Source organism: Pantoea sp. Ap-967 (assembly GCF_011752565.1).
Classification (GTDB): Bacteria; Pseudomonadota; Gammaproteobacteria; order Pseudomonadales; family Pseudomonadaceae; genus Aquipseudomonas.
In genome coordinates this window covers 65,446-79,468 of sequence record NZ_VWXK01000011.1, presented here as the reverse complement: position 1 = coordinate 79,468, position 14,023 = coordinate 65,446, and the positions used below count along the sequence as shown (strand labels likewise).

Below are 14,023 nucleotides of genomic sequence, written 5' to 3'. Positions count from 1 at the left end.
GATAGGCCGGTAATCAATGGGTGCGCAGTTAGTTGTTGGAACAGCCGTTGCCTATGACGCGGTATTCCATGATGTGGCGGTCGCCTTTGGAATCGTCGTAGGTCAGTTGCATTGGCACCACATCGCAAACATTTGGTACCGGAGTTACCGCCACAACATGGGCGATATCGAGGCGCTGAGCGTAGCGATAGGGCTCCACGGAAACCTGTGCAGTTTGGGTAACCTGGTCATCGGCCATGGCGACAGAACCCAGGCAGCCGAGGAACAAAACGAGTAACAGCTTCATCGCAATCACCTGTATTGAAGGCGTGAGAAGGCCAGCGCACGTAAATGGCGCTCATTCGAAATAAAGGCTTGGGGAGTAGCCCGGCGCCGTCTGACGCCGGGCGGGGTTACATCAGAAAGGTTTGGTCGGCAGGTACTTGCCGTCCAGGGTGATTACTGCGCGGTGGCCACCGTCGGGATCTTCGACTTTCTTGATGTCCAACTTGAAGTTGATGGCGCTGATGATGCCGTCGCCGAACTTCTCGTGAACCAGGGCCTTGAGGGTGGTGCCGTAGACCGACATCATTTCGTAGAACCGGTAGATGGTCGGGTCGCTTGGGATGCCTTCGAAAAAGCTGCCGCGAATGGGCATCGATTGCAGCAGCGCAACTTGATCAGCATCGAGGTCGAGTTTTTCGCCTACAACCTTGGCGGCGCTTTCAGGCAGCGGATGTTGGCCAAGCAGGGCTGCCGTGACGAAGGCTTCGGACAGGCCGGTGCCATCGACGATCTCGGCGAAGGAAAGGTCCTTGCGGGCCTTGGCCAGAATGATGATTTCGGTCAGTTCCTGGCGAGCGGTGCGGGTTGCTTGAGTCTGGATCATGGTGAATCTCCTGGGTAGGTAAAGGCGTAGGGACAGGTTTCAGGCAACGTGCCTGGCTTGTTGGGAAACGGCGTGGACTTCTGGGTTTTCTGCGAGCGACACGAACGCCCCGGTGCTGCCATCGAAGGCATCGATACGCCCGGTTTCGATGTCGTAGATCCAGCCATGCAGGGTGACGCGGCCCTCTTCGAGCGCCAGGCGAACGGATGGGTGGGTCTGGATGTTGGCCAACTGCGCGATGACGTTCTCGCGCACCATGGAAGCGACTTTGCTCGGTTTGTCTGGGTGCTGACGGGCCTCGTTAACCACCTTGGCCGAGTCGGCGTAGCGCAGCCAGCCGGCCACGGCAGGCATGTGGTCCAGGCACTTGCAGGTTGCAATGGCGGTCATCGCGCCGCAGTCGGAGTGGCCGCAGATCACGATGTCTGCGACGTTGAGCCCGGCCACTGCATACTCGACCGAGGCCGAAACGCCGCCGGGCTCCGGGCCGTACGAAGGGACGATGTTGCCGGCGTTGCGGATGACGAACAGGTCGCCTGGCTCGCGCTGGGTAACCAGTTCAGGCACCAGCCGGCTGTCGGAACACGAGATGAACAGCGCCTTTGGACTTTGCTGGTTAGCCAGGTCCTTGAACAGTTTGACCCGCTCTGGAAAGGCGTTTTGCTGGAACTTCAGAAAACCGTCGATGATCGCTTTCATGGTTGCTGTCTCAATGTCGCTGGGTGTGAAACAGAGATTAAGCAACGCATGGCATAAGGTAAAAGTCTCATTTATTATGCAGTGGATCAGATAATCTTATGGGTTAAGGCATGCTCGCTCGGCACATCCAGTATTTCCTTGCGGTTGCAGAACATCTCAGTTTCACGAAGGCTGCAGCGGCGCTGCATGTCTCTCAACCGGCCTTGTCGCAGCAGGTGAGGCAGCTGGAAGAAAGTCTTGGAGCCCAGTTGTTCGACCGCTCAGGGCGCACAACGCGATTGACGGACGCAGGCGATGTTTATTTGCTTTATGCACGCCGTGCTTACCAGGAACTGCGCGAAGCCAAAAACGCCATTCATGACGTGAGCGACCTCAGCCGCGGTTCATTGCGGGTGGCGGTAACGCCAACATTCACGACTTATCTGGTGGGGCCGCTGATCGAGGCCTTTCACTCCCGCTACCCTAAAATCACCCTCAACCTCAAAGAGATTTCCCAAGAGCGCATCGAGGAGCTGCTGCTGGCAGGCGAGCTGGACTTGGGGATCGCGTTCGATGAAATACACACAGCGGACATCGAGGCCGTCCCCTTGCTGAACGAAACCCTCGCGCTGGTGGTAAACCGCAAGCACCCCTTGGCCGAGGAACGGGCCATCACGTCGCAAGGCCTGAGTGCAGAGTCGTTGGTATTACTCAGTACAGAGTTTGCAACGCGCGAGCAAATCGACCGTTACTGCCGCAAACACGAAATTCGCCCCCGTGTGCAGATGGAGGCCAATGCCCTTGGGGCCGTGATTGAAATTGTTCGGCGGACGAATCTTTCGACGTTGTTGCCTGCCAGAATTGCGTTGGCCCATGAAGACCTGGTGGCCATCACCCTGGAGCCAGAACGCTTGCAGCGAACGGCCGTTCTTTTACGGCGAAAAGAAGCTTATCTGAGTGCGGCGGTGGGGGTTTTCATCGAGCTGGCTAAAGAGGTGTCCAGCGGCCTTGATGGGTGAGGTGGCCACAAGGGCTGATGGCGCGGCTTGGCGCCCGGGGGAAGGGAGACGGCACTTGCAGTTGATGTCGGCGTGATTGCCATGCCGACACCGTGGGAAAAGCAAAAAACCTGATCCTTCAGCTGAGAAGGATCAGGTTTGCCAAGGCTTACAGGCCCAGTTCAGTCAGCCCTGGGTGGTCATCCGGGCGGCGCCCCAGTGGCCAGTGGAACTTGCGCTCGCTTTCCTTGATAGGCATGTCGTTGATGCAGGCGAAGCGGCGGTGCATCAAACCATCGGCCTCAAACTCCCAGTTTTCATTACCGTAGGAGCGGAACCAGTTGCCCGAGTCGTCGTGCCACTCGTAGGCGTAACGCACGGCAATGCGGTTGTCGGTGAAGGCCCAGAGTTCCTTGATCAGGCGGTAGTCCAGCTCTTTCTTCCACTTGCGAGTGAGGAAGGCCTGGGCTTCTTCGCGATTGCTTGCAAACTCGGCGCGGTTACGCCACTGGGTGTTCAGCGTATAGGCCAGCGCAATTTTTGCGGGCTCGCGGGTATTCCAGCCATCTTCGGCAAGGCGGACCTTCTCAATCGCTGATTCACGAGTGAAAGGAGGAAGTGGCGGACGAGCTTGTTCATTGGACATGGGAGTGCCTCCAGGGCAGTGGATACATTAAAGACGTTAGCATTCATTAAATAAGGCCAATGCGGCTTGGCCTTGGGAGCAACATTGAAGAGCGTGTAGCGTTGACTGAAAGCGTGCAGCCGATAGCCACCATCAGTAGCAGCAGCAAACCGCTGATACTGATGGGTCATCAAAAACCAAAACAAGGATAACGTTTAAACGTGGGTCTTTATCCGGGCGGCAAACCATTCATATTCATATGGCAAGCTTGACCTTCCCCATCAACAACTCACAATCAAAAGATGGCGACCGAACGTGTTCATTGGACATGGTAGTGCCTCCAATCTTTTGGATGTTTCAACTGAGTGTGTGTAACCGACTTATCAAACGCTTGTGCGCTTTGCTTCCTTGAGTAATAACTTCGCTACTTCTTTTGCACTCTCAAGAGAGGAAGGGTCCCCCATGACACGGGCCACGGTAATCGTGCCTTCTATCAGTACAAAGAGTTGCCTCGCCAAGCCCATCGGGTCGTCGACAGCCAATTGGCTGGTCAGCTCAAATGTGTAGTCCAGCAGCTTTTGCTTATGCAGCTTGGCGATCTGGCGAATAGGGTCTTCTGCATCGCCAACTTCTCCAGCGGTATTGATAAAGGCACATCCGCGAAAACCATCCGATACGAACCAACTATTGAGCACGTCAAACATACCGATGATGCGTGCTGGCGCAGATTCCGCTTTGTCACATTCGCTTCTGAACCACTGCATCCAGCGTACATCGCGGGCGTTGAGTGCCGCCGCCGCGACATCGTCCTTGTTGGCGAAATAACGGTAAATACTTTTACGTGCTACGCCCGAGGTCTTTACCAGCAGGTCCATGCCCGTGGCATGAATCCCGTTTTCGTAAATGAGCTGCTCGGCCGTCGCCAGGATTTTTTCGCGTGTATCGGTCATTGGCTTATCCATGTAGCCAGAGTAGAACGGTCGTTCTCCCTGGTCAAGCATCTATTGAAAATTTTTCGATTGCAGCTTGGAAGCGTGGGCTTCCCCCCGGCGCCCGAGCTGACCACAGCGTTGCACCGAGCGGCCTCACGTGTCCATCGGCCGAATCGGCAGCATGGCCGCCACCGGAGCCGAAAGCATACATTGACGTCGGACTTCGGCAGATTATACAGTTTGTATACATATTGATTTTGCACACAAGGAAGCACTGCAATGCGTGGAATACTCTCCATCGCCCTCCTGGCCAGCACCTTTGGATCGCTGGCGTTCGCCGATACGCAAGGCATCACCTACGCCATCGAAAACCCGCTGCGCCCCGGTGCCAAGGCCGCCCACTGCCCCGCGCAAGCGCAGGTAGTCGATGGTTGCACCTTCCATAGCGTGGCCGGGGATACCTACTCAGCGAGGCTGGCAGTGGCCCCTGGGGAAACCTGGGTCGCCAGCACCCCAGACGCCGCTACCGTCGAACTCCAGCCGCAAGCGCCAGCAGGCCAGGACTATCAAGTGATACGGGTGGTGCCTAACCCGGCGGTCAATGCCGATACCACCGTCACTTTCGACAAGCTCACCGGCGCCCCCGGCGCCCAGAGTGTTATTGAGCGTCGTCGTATTAACGTGATGATTCATCCGGCCTGATTGGGCAAAAAAAAAGCGAAGCCAAATCGATGGCTTCGCTTTTTTGGCTTTGCTTTGAAAAGTGGGGAATCAGGGCGGCTCTCATCACTCTAAAGGGCGCATAGGGCGTACCACATAAACCAACTGAGCAACATATGTGATTGCTATAGCCGTAAAAACATCACCCATATAGATGCAAAAGCACAGCGCCGAACAACACGAGACAGACCCCAACCCTCTGCATCATTGTCAGCCGTTCGCGAAAAAAATATAACCCAAAATCGCAGCGATACCTCCCGATAAGGTGCTGATCACTGTAACGACTGAAACCGAGCCATTGAGCGCACCCCATGAAAACGCAGAGAATCCGCCCAAGTTGAAAAGGCTGGCACCACACAGTGTGCCGAAACTTTTCAACCTGATCGTCGCCCAGTCCCGCTGTAAGCTGAGCGTTTCGGGAATGAGGACTATAACCCCCACTGCGTAACCCAATGCCAACATGTTTACCGGCCCGAGCGCCGGCAAGGTAAACTTGCCTTGAATCCAGAAGCTAATGCCGTAAAGCAAGGCCGCGAGTAAGGCAAACCCTAAAGAAACTCCATTGGTACTCTTGCGCTGGAGCTCATCTCCATCATCACTACGACTGGCCAATACGACTCCGAAGAAACAAACGAGAATGCCACCCACCTGCCAGCCTGACAGGACATCACCGCCCAGCCATGCCAACACCGTGGTGAATACGCCATACGAGGTGACCAAGGGCGCCACCACTGCAGTTTTACCGACAGCAAATGCTTTCGAAAGCGCCAGCGCCCCAACCACGGTACACAGGGAAGCAACTATTCCCATCCCGATCGCGCGCCAAGGCGCAGACGCGAATTTGTCCCAATGACTGGCGGAGGTGACTGCAATCATGATCATTAGCAGAAAGCCTAACACTTGCCCGAAAAATACCGCCCGTTTGACACCAACTGTTCGGGCGTTCACACCAACCAAAAAGTCTGTCACCCCCCAAAATACCGCTGCCAACAACCCCATTATTACGTCCACAGTCATGTTCCTTATTATGATTTACCCCTGCACTGCACCGAGCAGCAATTGCTCCCTGAAAAAGGCAACCGCTTGACTGGCCGGGCACTGTATGGCCCGAATTACTCGCGTACGAGCACCGAGCCAATACCTTTCTAGCGGCTATATTCATGCAGCTGAAAGCTGCAAGCTTATGCAGAGAAATTCCAGGAAGTTTCCTACGTCGTCAGGGATGTAGCCCTACGCTTGGCCTCCTTGTTTCCACAAGCCCCATCGTATTCATCCGAACGGGAGCTCAAAGGAAACAATTTGTCTTAACCCCTATACCGGTGGGCCGGAGCTTCAACCGGGCGGTGTCCGCGCGGTACATCGCAAGCAAGTCAGATCGCCGCACCGCTCCTCATGGAACAAACCCTATCACCTTGATAATGCGGATATTGTGGGAGCGGCCTTGTGTCGCGAAAGGGCTGCGCAGCAGCCCCGGCAATTGCGAGACAAACTCAGGATCCTGGGGCCGCGTTGCGGCCCTTTCGCGACACAAGGCCGCTCCCACAACTGCACTGTTCCCTGCGCGACAGCGCAGCCCGCAGGGCTGGGTTATCTCGTGTGGAAAAATCGTATCTATCTGATTTAAAGGGTATTTCTGTAGGAGCGGGCTTGCCCCGCGAAGCAGGCGGCGCGGCGTATGGCACCGGCTTTGCCGGTGTTCGCGGGGCAAGCCCGCTCCTACAGAGGAATGGCGGTGCCCCTACTGGAGATGTTCCCTGCGCGACAGAGCAGCCCACTGGACTAGGTGATCGCCTACATTTGTTTCAGGCCAATGATTTCTGTGAAATTTGCGCGCATCCGCCAGTAGGTCAGTGCTTGTACGCCAGGCATAAAAAAACCCGGAGCAATTGCCCCGGGTTGTGTATGTGGCGCGATGCCTAACCGTTCAACTCAGAATGGGAAAGGATTCCTGAGAGAAGCTCTGTAAATTTTTTCGCCTTATCCCACAGGGGCTGGCTGTGAGATCATTGTAACATGACAGTCTAAAATGTAAAGAAAATCACTCCATCCATCGGAAAATTTTACAACCTGAGGAGCTTTCAAATTGACCTCCTACAACGTCTGTAAACGGTCAGTAGGCTCAACCGGGGCCACCATCGAAATGGCACGAATTCCTAAAAGCTTGGCGAGCACCTGGAGCGTCGAAAGGGATGGCGAGTAGTTCGAGCATCTGATGGGGAAGACGAGTCGAATACGATTTCATAGCCCGATAGCACGCGACCAACTAACGCCCACGTAGTCCAACAGAGTACCTATGATTAATCTTTGATCGTCTCATCAGCGATAAGCTCTCTCAGCATTCCTCGCATTGCTTCTACCTCAAAGGACTCTGCATCAATCTCAATGCTCAAGTCGATTGCTAGCTTCACTAGGACAATAAGTTCAGCGTTGCTTACGGTATCTATGTGGTCCGCAAGAACAGGATTTGCCGCAAGGATGATACGCCGTAACGCCTTTAGCCCCGAATGATCCGTGTCCATGGCCGGTATCTCCAAATTTAGCCTGCTTAAGTTTAGCTAGCTGTCATGAGCCACAGGACGAGACCGAAATGTTTGAGACAGCCGGTAATGACGCAAAGAGGACTTGAGTGCTGGAGACCTACGATCTAGCTATCGCTTACCCGGCTGTGCCGGGATGAGCCCAGCGGATGCCTGGCACAGGCTCGATACGGAAAAGTCCCCTGAGCGGCACAGAGCGCGTAAACAACCACCTTCGCTTCTCTGATCTACGATGAGTGTTGAGCGGCTATTGTGACATTTTCAACAAAAAAGTGGCCCCTGCGCCTCTGAAACCCCCGAATTTCCTAGCCTGAGGCGTACGCGCTCGAAGAACGTACCGCACCTTGTTTACAAGGAGTATAAATAGCGCTGTGTGACATTCACCGAGAACGATCATGGCTGACAATGCGCTCATCGACCTTTTGAAGAAAAATGGTCCCATGCTAAGCAGCGATCTATCCAAGCTGCTTGAAACCAGCTGTGGGCTCACCCCTGAAGCGGCCAGGAAACGAGTCGAACGCGGCTGTGTTGGCATGACACGACTCAACCACATTGTCTTCCCTCATCGAGCACGCTTCAGCTATCTGTGCGAGGACTACGGTTCTCCATTTTTCTTCGACAGTTTGATGGGGGCTATGAAGAAAACGCGGAGCACCTACTTCTCCGCATTACAGGCTCTCGCGCTTCGAGGAAACGTGATGCCCCGAACGCATTTTCTAATCGCCTGTGGTGCCCCTGTCGCCCAGAAAAAGCACATCGCAGCCGAAAGCCTGCTGGAGCGATTGGTTAAGGCGACCCTCGTTAAGGAGGTAAACCTTCCTGGTGGGGAATGTTGCGTGGTCCGATGCGATCACCACCAAATGCTCGAAGTGACGTCCTTATGGGCAAAGATGAAAGGCAGACTGATCGCCGAGAAGGTTACGCTTCTAGCGGTGAAGGATTGGTCGCGCAATTTAGGAATGGTCAGCTACGACTCGGTGGAAACCCGTGAAGACGATGGCTCGAAAGGGCTGCCCAAGGTTGGGACCTTTAATTGGGACTTAGCGGGCCCCTCATATCTATTTCCGATGCGAGAATACACCAGCACCACCATCAAGCCTGGCTTCTTTGTATGCGACCTCGCCTTGAACGGCAGGGTGACAGCGGATCAACTGGCCGGTTTCGTCAACAAATGCGTCACGCTGCGAAATCTCAAAAAAGTAAATAAATGCCTACAGGTGTTTGTCGCCGAAAGCTATGAAAGCGAGGCATTCGCTCTTCTCAAAGAAAAGGGAATTATTCCAGCGACAACTGAAAGCCTTTTTGGCCGTGATGTGGCATTGGCGCTGAAAAATCTCTGCACGGTACTGAGCGACACAGCGAAGCTCACCCAGAACCCTGAAGCTCTGGACAAGATCTTCAACGACCTTTCCCGAATTGAGGGCGCCGCATCAACACTACGCGGAAGCCTGTTCGAGTTTGCGGTTGCCCAAATTGCGCGGTCTACGTTCTTGGGATATCCCCAGGAGATGAACAGGATCGTCCGAGATTCTATCGGTGCTGAGGCAGAAATCGACGTTCTAGCTCACCGATCGAACCATGAGGTCATCTTCATCGAATGCAAAGGGATACATCCGATCAGTACCCTTAGTGACGATGAGGTGGAGAAGTGGATCAACAAACGCGTACCTGTCATCAGGGGCTTTGTGAAGGCGCATTCGGAGTGGACGAACATCTCCCAAAGATACGAGCTATGGACGAGTGGCAAGCTGTCCGAAAACGCAATTGCGATGGTCAAGGATGCACAAAAGAAGAACCCAAGAATCGAAATCCAGCTGCGAGATGCTGACTATGTCCTGGCTCAAGCGGTATCCAGCAATGAAGCTGGCCTTCTGAAGACCTACCGCCAGCATTTTGTGACGCACCCAATGCAGGAGTTTGAGGAAGCTCAAGATCGCCAGAAGCGCAAAGCCCAGAAAGCGAAGAACAGGTCGAAAGCTCCCGCTGTAGAGGCACCACCCCTTCCGCCTCAAACCTTTCCGCCAATTGAGCCCCATACTGGGTTCATGCATCGCTAGCCACCCAAAGTTAAATACACCATCAGACGCATACACGAGGTGAAAAAATGCCGAAACCAGAGGTGCTGATGCAAATGTGGAATCCATACCGAGAATTTCTGATACAACAACATTGTTTCTACATAAATCAAGCCCGTATTCGCCTGATGAGCCAGTTCAACAATATCGATGCTGACGCCGATAAGGCAGCGGAGGCATGGCTCGACCGTCGGAGTGAGTTTTTTGATCCAGACCGAGACGATGAGGGCTCCATCTACGAAGACGCACAAGACGTTGTTATCGAGTTTTACCGGCAACTGGATGAAATGCAGAAACAAACAAGACTTAGCGTAGTAGCAGGAATGTACCAAGCTTGGGAGAAAAACCTAAAAAAATGGATGACGGACGAAATACGTCGCTGGCAAATCGGTCCTCGGACGATAGCAGCTATATGGGGAGCAGACTTTCCAAAAATTATGGCGCTGCTTGCGAGCTTGGGCTGGTCGACACACCTACCTAAAAATCTAAGTCTTCTAAATCAATGTCGCTGCGTCGTGAACGTTTTCAAACACGGGGATGGGAGATCACTTGAAGCTCTTAAGCAGAATTTTCCAAAATATCTGATCGACCCCATTAATTCGAAACTCGGCCTACCTGCTACAGAGATTGAATGGCTGAACCATAGCCATCTCCAGGTCACAGAAGCCCAGGTCGAAGAGTTTTCACAGGCCATTATTGAGTTTTGGGCAAGCGTTCCTGAAAATATTTATAGCCAAGAAGAGATCGAGCCCCCGTCTTGGTTCATGAAAGCTGTTGAACAGGATCGTAAGGCGAATGACGCTTAGGCGACCCTGCCCCTCAAACTCCAACAGGGTTATCTGAGTGTGGGTGTTGTCCTCCAAAGGCCAGCCTCCCAATACATTCGAGCGTTTTATCGACCCCAAATAAGGCCCTGTTCCAACCCGCTACGCGGAACGCTGCCAGGGGCTTCCACGGCTCCCTCGCGTTCGACCGCTCTGACACCTTCCCGAGGTGCTCCGAACGCTTCACCATCGATATGGCAGCCCAGCCTCAGCCGTAGCCATCAGCGAATCGGCACGTATTTCTCATCATTCCGATCTACTTTGATTCCCGATTTGGCCTTTCGATCCGAGGGACTTCTGAAAAGCAAATGGTTTCGGATGAATGACGAACTGGGCCCTGGATTTCATGAGCCCGATCTGCACGAGATCTCAGAATCCTCCAAGCACGACTTCATCACCCCTCCGAGATCCTTTTAACGCCGCATTGACTCTATGAGTTCGAGCCCTGCGGGGCTAAGCAAAAACTGGGATTTCTTCTTCGACCCAAACTTAGAGCTGACGAACTACCTGGAGCAGAGGGTCACGCAGAGTCTCTTACACAAGGACGTGATCAGCCTCTGCGTGGCATGGTATGTACGCCACCGAAGCCAGTCTCAGCATGGATCATGATGGGGATATGTAAGGAAAAACTGCCAAGGTGAAGCTTAAAGAGGCGTCCGTCGCCGGCGCCTGGTGAGCTGCCATCCCAGCGGCACCGCGATCCTCAGCCGACTACGCATGAGCGTCGGTACGCTCAAAAGCTGGATCACCCATGAATATAGCTCGACATCCAAGCAAGCGAATATAGGAGTACAAATGTGCTCCTGCGTACATAGAGCCATTCGGCTTGCTAAAAAGCACCACATCCGCGGACCAGGAGATGTGCAATCCACCCAGCAAACGCGTGACCGCACAATCCAACAGCGCACGGCCGGAACTGCCCCATGGCGCAAGCGAAAAAATTTCGGATTTTTGCTCAGATTAAGTATTGGTGCCCGTAGAGGCAGGCACCGACGTCTGATAAGATCCATCCCGCCTTTACGCTCCAGCACGCTAGGCTCCATCGGCATCGCGGAAAGGCTCAATGGGGGTAGCATAATATGGCTAATGCGTTCCACATTAACTTGTGGAAAGATGGGGGTTCGATTCCCTCCTCCCCCACCCGAGCCACTCAATGAATGATTCTGAAATTCTAGCCATCTACATGGCTCAGAGCGAAAATGTCAGACACCTAAAAAAGGTGATAGATTCTTATCGCAGAGATATCAATCTAGATTTGCGCAAAAGTAATGACTTCCAGATCAATGCCAAAACTAAAATTATGGCACTACTCTATTCTGCTTGGTCTGAAGCCCAACTCCTCCAAATCGCTTACACCCCCAACGGCTTTTCCAGTACTGAAATCCAATCCATTATCCAAGCCAAGAACAACGGAATTACACAAGCTTGGAAAAAGATGATAAACCTGGCATTTCAAAAAATTGGCGACCCGAACACAGACCCAAACATTAAGACCCGTCTAGATAAATTATTACTACTGGTTAAAACACACATTGACGGCCCAAGCAAACTTAGAAATAAAATTGCGCACGGCCAATGGGTTAAAGCATTAAATAGCTCGTCTACCGGAGTCAACAGCGACCTAACAAATAAACTTGACCAACTTGACTCAGTTCAAATTCGGCGACAACTAGATATGCACCAATTTCTAGGGAAGCTAATTAGAGATCTGACCCAATCACCAAATAACGGATTTGGGCGAGACTATCTCAAGAACATTGCAGACCTCGAAAACTTCACAATCAAGAGCCAACACTGGTCAATTCAAGCGAAAAAGATTGCGCTACTGCGAAAACCGATTAAATACGCACAGGTATAATCGGCTTCGCAAGCGCTCTAAATTCAGCCGGCGAATTAGACCTGCGAGGCATCTATCCATCTCGCAGGCCCGGCAGACGTTCTATAAAAGGACGGCCGATTTTCATCTGCCTCAACCACTATTCGACAGAGCAAGGGTAAAGATTTACTGCTTTTCGATGTTTTTCATCAGCCAGCGCCTCGCCGGGAATCGACCCCAAATGCTGGACTCGATGCGAAACATCTCAACGCCCTACTGCTTGGCGCGCTCAATCGTGAAGCCCCTGAAATATTGACAAAATGACCGGACCTAGCCGGAAGCGGTCCGTGAATGACTGCTTTGGGTCGAGATCAGCCGTCCGCGATTGGGCAATGTCGCCCCTAAGTGGTCAATCGCGTAAATGAGGCTGACTCCCTACATGAGCCCTCCCTTTACTACAACCTCAAGAATTTTTTGTTTGACCAGTTTGACTAGCTCGTCCGTGTCGTTAAGAGCTTGCAACTCGGCGACCGTAATCACTATCAGTCGGCGTCCTTTTTGCAAGGCATCTGAAATAATCTTATGTGCGCGGGTCAGCTCTGCTTGATTGCCAGTTATGCCAAGAGTGGTTATGAAAATCCCAAGCGGCATTCCTCGGCTTTGTACCTTGTAGTCAAACCATACAACATCATCGCTCGCCAACTTCGCCGACCAGTTCTTGCACTCGACAAGTATAACGTCTGGCAAGGCAGAGAACCCTTCGGGCACAGCATTATTATAAAATGCTACATCGATCTCTTCCGTTAGGAAAACATTCATTTGATTACGTAAAGTGGCATGGATGCCTGGGACCAACTCAAATACGTAGCAAATTAGGTCCTCCAACGCCTTTCCTTTAGCGGTGGTGGTTGTAGCAGCGTTACCTGCATCAATAAAAGCTTGAACAATTAACTTGTCAATTGCCGCCATTACTGACCTACCCCGTGGACTCTGCGATTCCGCAATTGGCTGACAACTGTCGCGAAGGAACGCGTTCGCATATCTTCAAGTAATTCTGTAGCGGATAGCACCAGTACGTTGAATGGTAGAGCATGACTAGTTTCATCAGTGCCCGGTCCATCCCCATACAGAAGGAGACCAAATCGAGTCCCTGAGGCCAGAACAGCCTCTGAAAGCTTCATGGCTGCTTTTCTCAATGATGATCGATCAGTAAGGCGAAGCTTAACCTCTATCAGAAGTGGATTTCCCACAGTGCTGGCTAAGGCATCTACCCACACTGCAAAGTCGGCGCGGGCGCTTTTGTTGAAGGCTTCCCTAACGATTCCATCCAAATGCGAATCTTCAAGCGCTTTTCCTATAACATCTTCCAAACCTTTTCCATCACTATTTGAAATCGCTAAGCCGGCGGCTTGTATCAATGCATTTGCCGATGTTCCGAGTGAGACTGATTTCAACGGTGGCAGGGACAATGACTGTCTTGGTGGAGCCGACATCAACTGATCCAACGCGAATCCGATTGCTTCGACACCGTTCGGACTCGCACGAACCACTAGTACCCCTGGCATGTTCCAAGGGGGCTGAAGATTGGCGTCTGGTGGAACAACGAGAAGAATCTGCCGGTTATTGGCCCACGCGATTCCCAATTCGAACAGTGTCCAATCAGAGCGACGCTCTTTTGACAAAATCCCAATCACCAAATCGACATTCTGGAGATGAGAGCCTGCCAGGTGGCTCAGCGAATCGCCTACAGAAAAGCTATCAGGATTGAAGACAGAGATATCCCGTTGGTGGAGAGTGTCCCGCAGCGGTGAAAGATTTATGTCTGCTGGCGCAGAAATGTAGCAGGTTTTTAGGTTTCTCGGCTCCACTTTACCCCTCCAATTAGATTGCATAGAAATGCTCTACAGCCCTCGATGCTTCCGACATGATTCCCCTTTAGGCAGAGCATGC

General features: G+C 52.8%; 15 protein-coding genes. 6 read left to right on the top strand and 9 right to left on the bottom strand.

Features of this window, described 5'->3' with window-relative positions; translation table 11 throughout:
- Positions 1-28: 28 nt before the first annotated feature.
- The 3 genes from F3J45_RS13820 to F3J45_RS13810 form a co-directional block, all read right to left on the bottom strand.
- A complete protein-coding gene (locus F3J45_RS13820) occupies positions 29-286 on the bottom strand; it encodes a DUF2790 domain-containing protein (RefSeq protein ID WP_167063178.1) in 258 nt (85 codons plus the stop codon).
- Positions 287-397: 111 nt separating this feature from the next.
- Positions 398-868, bottom strand: a complete 471-nt coding sequence (gene cynS / locus F3J45_RS13815; protein ID WP_167063175.1) for a cyanase — start codon at positions 866-868, stop codon at positions 398-400.
- A gap of 39 nt (positions 869-907) precedes the next feature.
- Positions 908-1,567, bottom strand: a complete 660-nt coding sequence (locus F3J45_RS13810) for a carbonic anhydrase (RefSeq protein ID WP_167063166.1) — start codon at positions 1,565-1,567, stop codon at positions 908-910.
- 110 nt (positions 1,568-1,677) lie between these two features.
- Here F3J45_RS13810 and cynR point away from each other — a divergent pair, with 110 nt between their 5' ends.
- Positions 1,678-2,565 carry a transcriptional regulator CynR gene (cynR, locus tag F3J45_RS13805; protein WP_167063164.1) on the top strand — a complete coding sequence of 296 codons (888 nt, stop codon included), beginning with the start codon at positions 1,678-1,680 and terminating at the stop codon, positions 2,563-2,565.
- A 148-nt stretch (positions 2,566-2,713) separates the two neighbouring features.
- On the opposite strand, the gene F3J45_RS13800 is transcribed toward cynR, so the two are convergent.
- Positions 2,714-3,190, bottom strand: coding sequence for a nuclear transport factor 2 family protein (locus F3J45_RS13800; protein WP_167063161.1), 477 nt, complete (start codon positions 3,188-3,190; stop codon positions 2,714-2,716).
- Positions 3,191-3,552: 362 nt separating this feature from the next.
- Positions 3,553-4,131 (bottom strand): TetR/AcrR family transcriptional regulator, encoded by a 579-nt coding sequence (locus F3J45_RS13795; RefSeq protein WP_167063531.1) that lies wholly within the window; start codon positions 4,129-4,131, stop codon positions 3,553-3,555.
- Between the two features lie 249 nt (positions 4,132-4,380).
- Between F3J45_RS13795 and F3J45_RS13790 the strand changes: the two genes are divergently transcribed.
- The gene (locus F3J45_RS13790; protein WP_167063158.1) at positions 4,381-4,803 is read left to right on the top strand and encodes a hypothetical protein; all 423 of its coding nucleotides are present in this window, start codon (positions 4,381-4,383) and stop codon (positions 4,801-4,803) included.
- A 228-nt stretch (positions 4,804-5,031) separates the two neighbouring features.
- On the opposite strand, the gene F3J45_RS13785 is transcribed toward F3J45_RS13790, so the two are convergent.
- Positions 5,032-5,838, bottom strand: coding sequence for an EamA family transporter (locus tag F3J45_RS13785; RefSeq protein WP_240164604.1), 807 nt, complete (start codon positions 5,836-5,838; stop codon positions 5,032-5,034).
- A gap of 1,280 nt (positions 5,839-7,118) precedes the next feature.
- Positions 7,119-7,340 carry a hypothetical protein gene (locus F3J45_RS13780; RefSeq protein WP_167063155.1) on the bottom strand — a complete coding sequence of 74 codons (222 nt, stop codon included), beginning with the start codon at positions 7,338-7,340 and terminating at the stop codon, positions 7,119-7,121.
- Positions 7,341-7,753: 413 nt separating this feature from the next.
- On the opposite strand from F3J45_RS13780, the gene F3J45_RS13775 reads away from it, so the two are divergent.
- From F3J45_RS13775 to F3J45_RS13760, 4 genes are all read left to right on the top strand, one after another.
- Positions 7,754-9,415, top strand: a complete 1,662-nt coding sequence (locus F3J45_RS13775; RefSeq protein WP_167063152.1) for a hypothetical protein — start codon at positions 7,754-7,756, stop codon at positions 9,413-9,415.
- 47 nt (positions 9,416-9,462) lie between these two features.
- Complete coding sequence (locus tag F3J45_RS13770) at positions 9,463-10,239, top strand: hypothetical protein (protein ID WP_167063149.1); 777 nt, start codon at positions 9,463-9,465, stop codon at positions 10,237-10,239.
- A 441-nt stretch (positions 10,240-10,680) separates the two neighbouring features.
- Positions 10,681-10,866: a DUF2026 family protein gene (locus F3J45_RS30515; RefSeq protein ID WP_370526377.1), complete on the top strand. Its 186-nt coding sequence runs from the start codon at positions 10,681-10,683 to the stop codon at positions 10,864-10,866.
- Positions 10,867-11,410: 544 nt separating this feature from the next.
- Entirely contained in the window at positions 11,411-12,115 is a 705-nt protein-coding gene (locus tag F3J45_RS13760; RefSeq protein ID WP_167063143.1) for a hypothetical protein, read from the top strand.
- A gap of 393 nt (positions 12,116-12,508) precedes the next feature.
- Here the strand turns inward: F3J45_RS13760 and F3J45_RS13755 are convergent, their stop codons facing one another.
- Together F3J45_RS13755 and F3J45_RS13750 are read right to left on the bottom strand one after the other, a co-directional pair.
- Positions 12,509-13,042: a hypothetical protein gene (locus tag F3J45_RS13755; RefSeq protein ID WP_167063140.1), complete on the bottom strand. Its 534-nt coding sequence runs from the start codon at positions 13,040-13,042 to the stop codon at positions 12,509-12,511.
- Positions 13,042-13,941, bottom strand: coding sequence for a hypothetical protein (locus tag F3J45_RS13750; protein ID WP_167063137.1), 900 nt, complete (start codon positions 13,939-13,941; stop codon positions 13,042-13,044). Before F3J45_RS13750 ends, F3J45_RS13755 begins: the two co-directional genes overlap by 1 nt.
- Between the last annotated feature and the right edge of the window lie 82 nt (positions 13,942-14,023).

Excerpts from the sequence above, each read along its gene's own strand:
- F3J45_RS13820 (WP_167063178.1), bottom strand. The coding sequence starts at position 286 with ATGAAGCTGTTACTCGTTTTGTTCCTCGGCTGCCTGGGTTCTGTCGCC.
- cynS (WP_167063175.1), bottom strand. The coding sequence starts at position 868 with ATGATCCAGACTCAAGCAACCCGCACCGCTCGCCAGGAACTGACCGAA.
- F3J45_RS13810 (WP_167063166.1), bottom strand. The coding sequence starts at position 1,567 with ATGAAAGCGATCATCGACGGTTTTCTGAAGTTCCAGCAAAACGCCTTT.
- cynR (WP_167063164.1), top strand. The coding sequence starts at position 1,678 with ATGCTCGCTCGGCACATCCAGTATTTCCTTGCGGTTGCAGAACATCTC.
- F3J45_RS13800 (WP_167063161.1), bottom strand. The coding sequence starts at position 3,190 with ATGTCCAATGAACAAGCTCGTCCGCCACTTCCTCCTTTCACTCGTGAA.
- F3J45_RS13795 (WP_167063531.1), bottom strand. The coding sequence starts at position 4,131 with ATGGATAAGCCAATGACCGATACACGCGAAAAAATCCTGGCGACGGCC.
- F3J45_RS13790 (WP_167063158.1), top strand. The coding sequence starts at position 4,381 with ATGCGTGGAATACTCTCCATCGCCCTCCTGGCCAGCACCTTTGGATCG.
- F3J45_RS13785 (WP_240164604.1), bottom strand. The coding sequence starts at position 5,838 with ATGACTGTGGACGTAATAATGGGGTTGTTGGCAGCGGTATTTTGGGGG.
- F3J45_RS13780 (WP_167063155.1), bottom strand. The coding sequence starts at position 7,340 with ATGGACACGGATCATTCGGGGCTAAAGGCGTTACGGCGTATCATCCTT.
- F3J45_RS13775 (WP_167063152.1), top strand. The coding sequence starts at position 7,754 with ATGGCTGACAATGCGCTCATCGACCTTTTGAAGAAAAATGGTCCCATG.
- F3J45_RS13770 (WP_167063149.1), top strand. The coding sequence starts at position 9,463 with ATGCCGAAACCAGAGGTGCTGATGCAAATGTGGAATCCATACCGAGAA.
- F3J45_RS13760 (WP_167063143.1), top strand. The coding sequence starts at position 11,411 with ATGAATGATTCTGAAATTCTAGCCATCTACATGGCTCAGAGCGAAAAT.
- F3J45_RS13755 (WP_167063140.1), bottom strand. The coding sequence starts at position 13,042 with ATGGCGGCAATTGACAAGTTAATTGTTCAAGCTTTTATTGATGCAGGT.